The following is a 2,176-nucleotide window of genomic DNA, read 5'->3' on the forward strand; positions in this document are numbered from 1 at the left end:
GGAGAGGGGTTGTGCGTATCCGTTCAGGTTAAGTGTCTGTGATGAATAAGGTCAATCTGGTGACCTGACCCGCAGCTTTGCGCTAAAGCCATAGCCGATTGACAACATTTGAGTAGAATAAGGTCGATTTTGACAGCATCTTTGCCAGTCGCTGGCGCGAGCCTGCAGGCAATCGTGTTGCCATCTATTGCCAATCAAAGGAGAGGATGATGAAAAAGGCGATTACCCTGCTGTTTCTGAGTACCCTGGCTGCCCCGGCGCTGGCCGATGAGTGCGCGTTGGTCATCGAAGGCAATGATGCCATGCAGTACAACCTCAAAGAGATGAGCGTACCGGCGACCTGCAAAGAGGTGACAGTGACCCTCAACCATACCGGCAAGATGCCGGTGACCGCCATGGGTCACAACTGGGCACTGGCGAACACCGCCGATTATCAGGCTGTCGCGACCGCCGGCATGAGCGCCGGTGCTGACAACAGCTACCTGCCAAAAGATGATCCGCGGGTGCTGGCCCACACCAAGATGATTGGCGGCGGCGAGAGCACCAGCGTTACCTTCAAAACCGATGGCCTGGCCGGTAAAGACCTCACCTTCTTCTGTTCCTTCCCCGGCCACTTCGCCATGATGAAGGGCAGCTTCAAGATCGGTTAAACCGCGTGTCTGGGTGGTCATGAAGCAAAAAGCCGGGTTGCCCGGCTTTTTTTATGATGCACAAACCTTGTATCGAACGCGGGGTGCAGACGAGCCAGGCGATTGAATAAATGGTTCATTTCGTGATCTGGCGAGGAGTGGCCGCGCCTTGAGAGGGGTAAAGTGGGCTGCAATTGGGGCCTGTTGGCCCAGACACTGAATGGATGTGAGTGATGAGCGCAGTCAAATGGGTGGTCAGCGGTTGCCTGATGCTGGTGTGCGCCCTGGCGCTGGCGGCAGAGCCCCCGGTCAAGAAGAGCCGTAACGGCATCTGCCATCCCCAGGGTGGCACCTACTACAGCCGCACCAAGCATTATGTTCCCTATGATACCATGCAGGCCTGTCTCGACAGCGGGGGCCGCGCCCCCAAACGTTGAGCACGACACCAGGGTCTGCTCGGGTCTCTTCCTTATCGCGCTTGCAGGGTAAAGAAGGCGATGGCCGTCTTCTTCTGGCACTCCAGCCTGATGCTCTCTTCGCCGCTGACCACCAGGGTCTCGTTGATCGCCACGGCCCGATCCTGCACCGTGAGCTGACCGCTCAGCAGGTGGCAGAGGTAGGTCTTGTCCGCCTCCAGGGTGAGGGTGAGCGGGAAGGGCAGATTCAGCACCCGCACGTTGGCACTGATGCGCGAGGGATCATAGATGAGCCCCAGATCCGTCACCTCTTTTTTCAGCAGCTCGCAGTGGGTCTCGTCATCCCCGCTGAAGTGGGCCGCCTCGAAGGTGGCATAGGGGTGGCCGTTGAGCACGAAGCCGGCGCCGCTGATGGGCAGCAGGATGCGCTGATAGCCGGGAAATTTGGAGAAGGGACCGGCGCCCTTGATGGGGGCCGAGCTCAACCGGTAGTCAAAGTCGAGCTTGTCCAGGGTCGCGCTGCTGGGGGCGATGAGGATCTGGGCTGTGGTGCCCTGCTTGTTCTTCCAGGGCATTTTCAGCTGGTCAGACTCTTTAATCAGGGTGATCACGATGGCGCCTCGGCAGTGGGGTGAGATAAGTGGGCAATGAGGCCAAGTGATACCATCCCCCGGGCAGGCTCACAAGGCGGCGGCTATTCGCTTTCGTCCGGTTGGCCATTATTTAGCCGCATTGGCCTGTCTGCCCACCGCCTTGCTCAATATGCAGCCACTCGACGGGGCCGGTTCGGGCGAAACCCTCAGGCTGTGATCCCTGTGCTGTAAAACGGGCGGGAGGCCGTTACACTGGCAACTCTCTTGCTGTCTGGAGGCCCCATGGCCCACAAAATCATTCTGGATACGGATCCCGGTATCGACGACGCCATGGCAATACTGTTTGCCGAGGCGCACCCCGCCATCGATCTGCTCGCCATCACCACTGTGTTTGGCAATGCCACCATAGACAACGGCACCCGCAATGCGCTCTGGCTCAAGCAGAAATACGGCATGAAGGCAGACGTGGTCCGGGGGGCCGTGGCCCCGCTGCGCCGCGAGCCGGTGGGGCCGACCACGGTCGTGCATGGCCCGGGCG

General features: G+C 59.6%; 4 protein-coding genes. 3 read left to right on the forward strand and 1 reads right to left on the reverse strand.

Going from position 1 to position 2,176, the window contains the following annotated elements; all coding sequences use genetic code 11:
* The first annotated feature begins 209 nt into the window (after positions 1 to 209).
* Positions 210 to 650, forward strand: a complete 441-nt coding sequence (azu, locus tag AAC083_RS03820) for an azurin (RefSeq protein WP_042038461.1) — start codon at positions 210 to 212, stop codon at positions 648 to 650.
* Positions 651 to 862: 212 nt separating this feature from the next.
* Complete coding sequence (locus tag AAC083_RS03825) at positions 863 to 1,066, forward strand: hypothetical protein (protein ID WP_108535849.1); 204 nt, start codon at positions 863 to 865, stop codon at positions 1,064 to 1,066.
* A 32-nt stretch (positions 1,067 to 1,098) separates the two neighbouring features.
* On the opposite strand, the gene AAC083_RS03830 is transcribed toward AAC083_RS03825, so the two are convergent.
* Positions 1,099 to 1,656 carry a HutD family protein gene (locus AAC083_RS03830; protein ID WP_042038459.1) on the reverse strand — a complete coding sequence of 186 codons (558 nt, stop codon included), beginning with the start codon at positions 1,654 to 1,656 and terminating at the stop codon, positions 1,099 to 1,101.
* A gap of 264 nt (positions 1,657 to 1,920) precedes the next feature.
* On the opposite strand from AAC083_RS03830, the gene AAC083_RS03835 reads away from it, so the two are divergent.
* Positions 1,921 to 2,176 (forward strand): nucleoside hydrolase (locus tag AAC083_RS03835; protein WP_181364634.1); only part of this gene is annotated, 256 nt, incomplete at its 3' end.

The sequence above is a fragment of the Aeromonas sp. HMWF014 genome, assembly GCF_963878295.1.
GTDB lineage: Bacteria > Pseudomonadota > Gammaproteobacteria > Enterobacterales > Aeromonadaceae > Aeromonas > Aeromonas popoffii.